Source organism: Anaerocolumna jejuensis DSM 15929 (assembly GCF_900142215.1).
Lineage (GTDB): Bacteria > Bacillota > Clostridia > Lachnospirales > Lachnospiraceae > Anaerocolumna > Anaerocolumna jejuensis.
The window spans coordinates 162,397-169,017 of record NZ_FRAC01000008.1; the positions used below are offsets into that span (position 1 = coordinate 162,397).

Sequence of the window (6,621 nt, forward strand, 5' to 3'; positions counted from 1 at the left end):
TTAGATATCCCTAAGCCATTACCCCCAGCCTGAATAAGATTTGGCATCAAGCTTCTTATAACATCACCCGTGTAAGGAATACGTAATTTCATTAACGCTCCCCACGGGTGTAACGTTATCCTTTAAGGGCTGGCGGTCTCTTATTTGTTTATATCAATCTCCGACTGAATTTCTGCTGCCGCTGCTTCTGCTGTTGCATCGATGAACATGCTGACAATGGAATTACGTGTCCTGTCCTGCATGGAGGGCAGCGGATCAAAGTCAAATACATCCACACCTACACCTGAAGAATTTTTACCCAAAGCAACATTCTTAACCAAAAGGGGCGGGCATTTTGATTCATCCAAATCCATATCCGTTCTGGGTATAAGTACACCGGCCTCTTCTGCAAATCTTTTCGCTGCTTCTTTGCTCGTCAGCATTTTAATAAGCTCTACGGTCAGCTCTTTTTCTTTTCCTTCCAGCTCTCCGTTAATCATATAGCAGCCTAAAGTCTGCATATTTTCATTTTTAAATTCCGGTTTTTCTTCAAAATACGGAAAGTTTGCTACGTCAATGTCCTTTGCCACAGGTGTCTTTGCTTCGTCTGTAAAATTCGTAATATTCCAGGGACCGGTTATTACCATTGCCGCTTTTCCCTGCTGAAATTGCATCAGGGCAATATCATCTGTCATGCCAGCTGCACTTTTATCAAAAGCACTGGCGTCAACCAGGTCTTTTACATATTGAAGTGACTGGACAACGTCCTCATCCGTCCATTTCTTCTCTCTGCTTCCTAACAGCTTGGCCCCATTTGTACCAACCCATTTATAAAAAATCTGATCATGGAGGTGTCCGGCCATATAAGTACTCTGGGCTCCCATTGCCAGGGGCGTAACGCCGCTTTCTTTTAATTTCTCAATTACTGCCAGGAATTCTTTCCAGGTCTCAGGAAACTTGTCAATTCCGGCCTTTTGGAACAGGGCTTTGTTATAATAAACACCTATTACACCTGATTCCATAGGTATCGCATAGGTACCTTCATGTCCCGGCACCTGAAAATAGCTGAGGGAACCCTCCGTAAAGCCTCCTCCCCATTGGGAATCCTGTTCCAGATAGGATGAAACATCCAAAAGTAATCCGTTGTCGATATAATCTGCCAGATTGGCAACTCCCTGGATACGGAATATATTGGCCAGGTTACCGGATGCAATATCGGCAGCCATCATACTGTTAAAAGCACCTTCGTCACTTTGTGAATCATCAACAATTGTTACCTGGGGGTGCTTGCTCTTGAATTCATCTAAAATCTGATTAAAGATTTCCACCTGCTTTGAAGTACCCGCTATTCTGGTCAATATCCGGATTGTTACAGCCTCCTCCTGAGCTGAACCCTCGGTTTTAACACCAGTTTTCGGGGTATCATTATTGGTTCCTCCACTTTTGCCGCAGCCTCCCAGCAAACCGCCTATTACCATAACAGATAACAGGACTGCCATAAGTCTCTTTTGTTTCATTACTTTACCTCCCATAGAGTTGTTTTTTTGCTACAATCACATTCTAAAGTATTCCCTGTTTTTGAAGAATGGTCATTTTATTGTTTTTATGTATATTTTCTAGTTGAGATTTTGCAGCTTTTTAGTTAAGATTGACAAAGCTTTTTTTACTCACTAATATATAATATAGAATATCTTACAATTTGAAAATAATAAAGGTGGCCAATGAAAAAAACACATACCAATACTTTAAAAACAAAATTCTTTCTTTCCATGAGCTTGATGGTCACAATCATTGTGATCATATTGCTGGGCTGTATATTACCCATTTTTTATAACCAATTTCTGAAACAGCGCACGGAATCCTCTCTGAATCAGTTAAGCTATATTAAGAACCAATTGAACTATTATTTGTTTTCTATGGATAATTACTCTAAAATGATTATTACAAATGAAGATGTTCAAAAGGATGCTCTGAAATACAGGGATACTCCGGATAAATTTACAGCAAAGGATAAAAAAAATATGCAGACCGTTACCCGCAAATTCATCCAGTCCATACCCTATATTCATTCAGCTTCCATTTATGCCCCCGACCTGGCCTTAACCGGAACAACGGCAGTAGCCAGCTACCCTTCCTCCCTGGAATCGGTATTGCCCTGTGATTCTCCTAAATTTTTAATAAGAACCAAGTATTCCAATATCACCCTTCGTACTCCCATACAGACCCTTTCCCAGATAAGACCTTTTTATGATATTTCCTCCGGTTCCTTATTGGGCTATATTGAAATCAGTATTCCTGAAAAAGAGATTGCCGCCATATACCGTTCCAATTCTTCCTCCACAAGCAGATTTTTTATCGTGGACAGAGCAGGCCGTGTTGTAAGCACCGATGGTTCCTATGCTCTTGAAAGTGAATTTACTCCTTTTACTGCCCTGAAATCTAAAGTTCCCACAAGGTTTCAGATCAGCGGTAATGCCATATGCTTTACTACTTATCTGGAATCACTGGATTGGTATATCATCAACATGGTGGACCTTGCCGAATTTTACCGTCCCATCTACATGATTTTATTTATTACCGCCGCCATAAGTTTCCTGTGCATGGCCATTTCCCTGCTGGTCTCCAGAAAGATTTCAGATACGATTACAAAGCCCTTATACCATCTTATTACACACATTCAGAAGGTAAAGCAGGGCCACTGGATACCTATGAATGAAAAGCCCGATGATACGGATATCGGCCTTTTGTTCAGCGAATTTGACAGTATGATTATTGCCCAAAAGCAGCTGACAGACCAATTGCTGGATTCCCAGAAGCTCAAAAATAAAATATCCCTAGAGCTGCTGCAGCAACAGGTAAATCCCCATTTTCTCTACAATACCCTGGATAATATCTGCTCTCTTGCAGAGCTGGATGAAAAGGAGAACCTCATTCGTATTGTAATGAATCTTTCAAAATTTTACCGGGGAAGCTTGAGCAGCGGTAATTTCCTGATTACCATCCGGGATGAACTGGAAATTACCAGGTCCTATATCCGCATTATGCAGGTGCGCTACTATAATAAATTTGAATTTTCAATTGACTGCCCGGAATATCTGTATTCCTTTTCCTGCCTGAAACTGCTGTTACAGCCCATTGTTGAAAACAGTATTTATCACGGAATAAAAGAATTGAGCCATAAAGGAATTATTTCTATCCGGGTGCAGGCTGTGGGAGAAACTATTCTTTTTCAAATACAGGATAATGGTCCTGGAATCCCTCCGGAACTCAAAGAAGAAATCTGGAATTATCCGGAAGGGCATTTTGGGATTAAGAACATACACGAAAGAATACGGCTCCATTATGGATTGGAATACGGACTTTCCATGGAAAATGCCCCGGAAGGCGGACTCATCACCACTATTGCTATTCCCAGACAGGGAGGAGGACCAGCATGACAACCAATTTAGTGATTGCAGACGACGAATATTTTATCAGACAGAAAATAAAGAAGCTGATTCCTTTTGAGGAGCTTGACATAGAATTTATCGGAGAATGTGAAAATGGCTCAGAAGTAATCGAATTACTATCGAAATGCAGAATAGATATAATTTTACTGGATATCCGCATGCCCAAGTTTTCTGGCATCGAGGTTGCCAAATATGTCTTTGAACATCATTCGGACAGTAAGATAATTATACTTTCCGGTTTTAATGATTTTGAGTATGCCCGTACCACCTTTCGTTACGGAGTTTTTGACTATCTCTTAAAGCCCGTTGAGCCCGATGCATTGACTGCCGCCCTGAAAACCTGTGTTCAAAAGATAACTCTGGAGGCGGAGCAGAAGGAGCAGCTGGCCAAATACTATCATTACAGGAAATGTATGAAATTATCCGATGTCCTGCGGGGCAGCCTTGAGCTAAATTCCCTGCAGCACCAGTATCCGGAAATTAGACAGGCCGAATATTCCCTGTTCGAAGGGGTATATACCGTTATGGAGTGCGAAACCACGGCGAAAGAGCTTGCCGCACTGTATCAGGAACAGGGTGTGGACTGTGAATATTTTATTGAGTCAGAACACATATTTTATATTCAATTCTTCTTAAGGGATGATACCCTTGAGGCCCTATGCCGCTACCTGTGCAAGAAATTTGCTAAAGATACGAATACCCGCTGCTATTTTGCGTTCAGCAGTATATTTCCCATTGAGGAAAAGTGGGAGCCCCACCAAAAGGAAGCCCTCTTTTTACTGGGCGACCGCTACTTTGGCAGCGGTCCGGATTTGACAAAGCAGCTGATGGTGGCACAGCCTCCTCAGCCAATACCGGAAATATCGGATATCCGACATTCACTCCTGCTGATTTTAAATACCAATGACATTTCCGGATTTAAAAAGTATTTGGAGCATTTATTTCATATAATCGGAGAAAGGAAGTCCTGCCATTATTTAAATCTGGTGGTGGCGGAAATTCTGCTGACCTTCTCCATCCGCTATCCGGACTCCAAATTAACAGGGTACAGGCTCCACGATTATATTAATGCAATCATAGCGGAAGATTATCTTCTGGAAGAATTAAAAAACACCATATGCTCCTATGGATTAAAGTATATGGACAATGCCGGTGCCATTCCTTCGGATTTGATGCTCAGTAAGAAAATCACTGCCTATATACAGGAGCACTTTACCGAACACGATTTATCCGTAACGAAATTAGGCCTTATTTTTCAATTAAATGTCTCCTATATGGGAAGTGTGTTCAAGAAGACCAACGGCCAGTCCCTCCTGCAGTATATTACCTTTGTCCGCATGGAGGCCTCCCGGAAGCTCCTTATGAGCAATCAGTATAAAGTTGGAGAGGTTGCAGAAAAGGTCGGCTTCACGGATGTATTTTATTACAGCAAGCGGTTCAAAAAAATGTACGGATATTCTCCCAAGGATTTTATATCCTTGAACAACCAATCCCTATAACCCCAGTTTCCACAGGCATCCTGCAAAAGGCTATTGGCTATTCTACCTTTCCAAGCAGGAAGCTTATGATTAAAATTACAAATACAAGTATCGTGATGCCTACGTAAAGATAATCTTTTTCCTTAAGAAATACTATGACGGAAACGCCTACCCGGAATACCGGTGTCAGAATCAGGATAAACAATCCGGTCAGGATGATGGCATAGGGCTTCAGTAAAACAAGCCCTTTAAAAATCTCTGCCAGAGCTGTGGGATAGGCGCTGCCTGCATAACCGCTGCGGCCAGTAATCAGAAACATAAGAAAACCAATAAGTATCACAATGGCACTGGCCAGAACACCGATTTTCAGTGATTTACTGATTATGATTTCAACATCTTCTATGCCGTTTTTCTCCATGAGGCTGTTTTTCTCCTCGAGGCATTTTTTCTCCTCGAGGCCCTTTTCCATATTTCCCCGTAGCTTTTCACTGTTTGTAAGCTTTGATTTTTCTTTTGCCATTAGAGCTGAACCCCCTTTACAATCATCTGAATGGATACAAACAAAAGCACCGGTATAAATATCCACCGAATGGTTCTGCTCTTAAGCCGCTGCATGGCACGTGTTCCCACCGTTGCCCCCAAAAGGACACCAAGTGCCACCGGGGCTGCAATCTTAGGGTCAATATCCCCGCGCAGAAAATAAACACCGGCACTTGCTGCGGCAGTAACACCAATCATAAAGTTACTGGTAGCACTGGAAACCTTAAGGGGCAGCTTCATAAAAAAGTCCATTGCCATAACCTTAAAGATGCCGCTGCCAATACCAAGCAGTCCTGAAATCACCCCTGCCACATACATCATGCCAAGGCCGCCCCAGACACCATCCACGTTATAGGCAACCTGCTGATTAAGTACTTTATCGTAATATTCACCGTTCAAGGAAAGCTTTCCGGCCAACGGATGGTTTTTCACATCCTGGGGCAGCTCCGCCTTCGTTTTCCTGAGCATTGTGACCGCTGAGTATAGAAGCAGAAGCCCAAATATAACATATAAGTATTTCGGGTCCAGAATACCGCTTAAGAAGGCACCGGTAATGGCACCAAGGGTCGTTCCGATTTCCAGGAACATGCCAATCCTTACATTGGTAATTTTATCTTTCAGATAGGCTATAGCCGCTCCGCTTGAGGTAGCAATTACCGATACAATACTGGCGCCTATAGCATACCGGATATCAAGGCCGAACATTAACGTAAGGGCAGGTGTGATAATAATTCCGCCTCCCAGTCCTAACAATGCTCCCAGAAATCCCGCACATATGGCTACTAAAAATATTTTAATGGCAATGACCGTAAACATGCTTCCCACTTTTCCTTTCTACTTGAGTACCCTTCTGTTATTATGCTTTTTTCTGCTTTTAAAAATTCAGGCTAATTCCATGCCTTTATTTTTCATACCTAGTATATCGTTTTCAAATTAGCTGGTAAAACATGACTTTTTGTGCTATACTTGTACCATAAACGTTGGAGGTGCAAGTTATGGCAAGACCATCAAAATATTCCTGTATCAATCTCAGTGCCGATGAGGTCAGCAGATTGACCGATATAACAAGCTCAAGAACAGAAATGGTGCGCACTGTTCAAAGGGCAAAGATTATACTACTTACAGCAGAAGGTATTTCAGTTACTGCCATAGCAGATAAGCTTGACCTCAACCGT

At 42.1% G+C, this 6,621-nt stretch carries 6 protein-coding genes; 3 read left to right on the plus strand and 3 right to left on the minus strand.

All coding sequences use genetic code 11. The annotated features are described in order from the left end of the window. Window positions 1-140: 140 nt before the first annotated feature. Window positions 141-1,496, minus strand: a complete 1,356-nt coding sequence (locus BUB77_RS06885; protein WP_073274207.1) for an ABC transporter substrate-binding protein — start codon at window positions 1,494-1,496, stop codon at window positions 141-143. A gap of 204 nt (window positions 1,497-1,700) precedes the next feature. On the opposite strand from BUB77_RS06885, the gene BUB77_RS06890 reads away from it, so the two are divergent. Continuing rightward, the gene (locus BUB77_RS06890) at window positions 1,701-3,416 is read left to right on the plus strand and encodes a cache domain-containing sensor histidine kinase (RefSeq protein WP_084123962.1); all 1,716 of its coding nucleotides are present in this window, start codon (window positions 1,701-1,703) and stop codon (window positions 3,414-3,416) included. After that, a complete protein-coding gene (locus tag BUB77_RS06895; protein WP_073274209.1) occupies window positions 3,413-4,927 on the plus strand; it encodes a response regulator in 1,515 nt (504 codons plus the stop codon). The genes BUB77_RS06890 and BUB77_RS06895 overlap by 4 nt, the downstream gene beginning before the upstream one ends. Window positions 4,928-4,964: 37 nt before the next feature. Here the strand turns inward: BUB77_RS06895 and BUB77_RS06900 are convergent, their stop codons facing one another. Together BUB77_RS06900 and BUB77_RS06905 are read right to left on the minus strand one after the other, a co-directional pair. Next, window positions 4,965-5,426 carry a DUF1634 domain-containing protein gene (locus tag BUB77_RS06900; protein WP_330392513.1) on the minus strand — a complete coding sequence of 154 codons (462 nt, stop codon included), beginning with the start codon at window positions 5,424-5,426 and terminating at the stop codon, window positions 4,965-4,967. Next, complete coding sequence (locus BUB77_RS06905) at window positions 5,426-6,262, minus strand: sulfite exporter TauE/SafE family protein (RefSeq protein ID WP_073274211.1); 837 nt, start codon at window positions 6,260-6,262, stop codon at window positions 5,426-5,428. The genes BUB77_RS06900 and BUB77_RS06905 overlap by 1 nt, the downstream gene beginning before the upstream one ends. 179 nt (window positions 6,263-6,441) lie before the next feature. Here BUB77_RS06905 and BUB77_RS06910 point away from each other — a divergent pair. After that, window positions 6,442-6,621: helix-turn-helix domain-containing protein (locus BUB77_RS06910; RefSeq protein WP_207650835.1), on the plus strand; the 180-nt coding region annotated here is incomplete at its 3' end.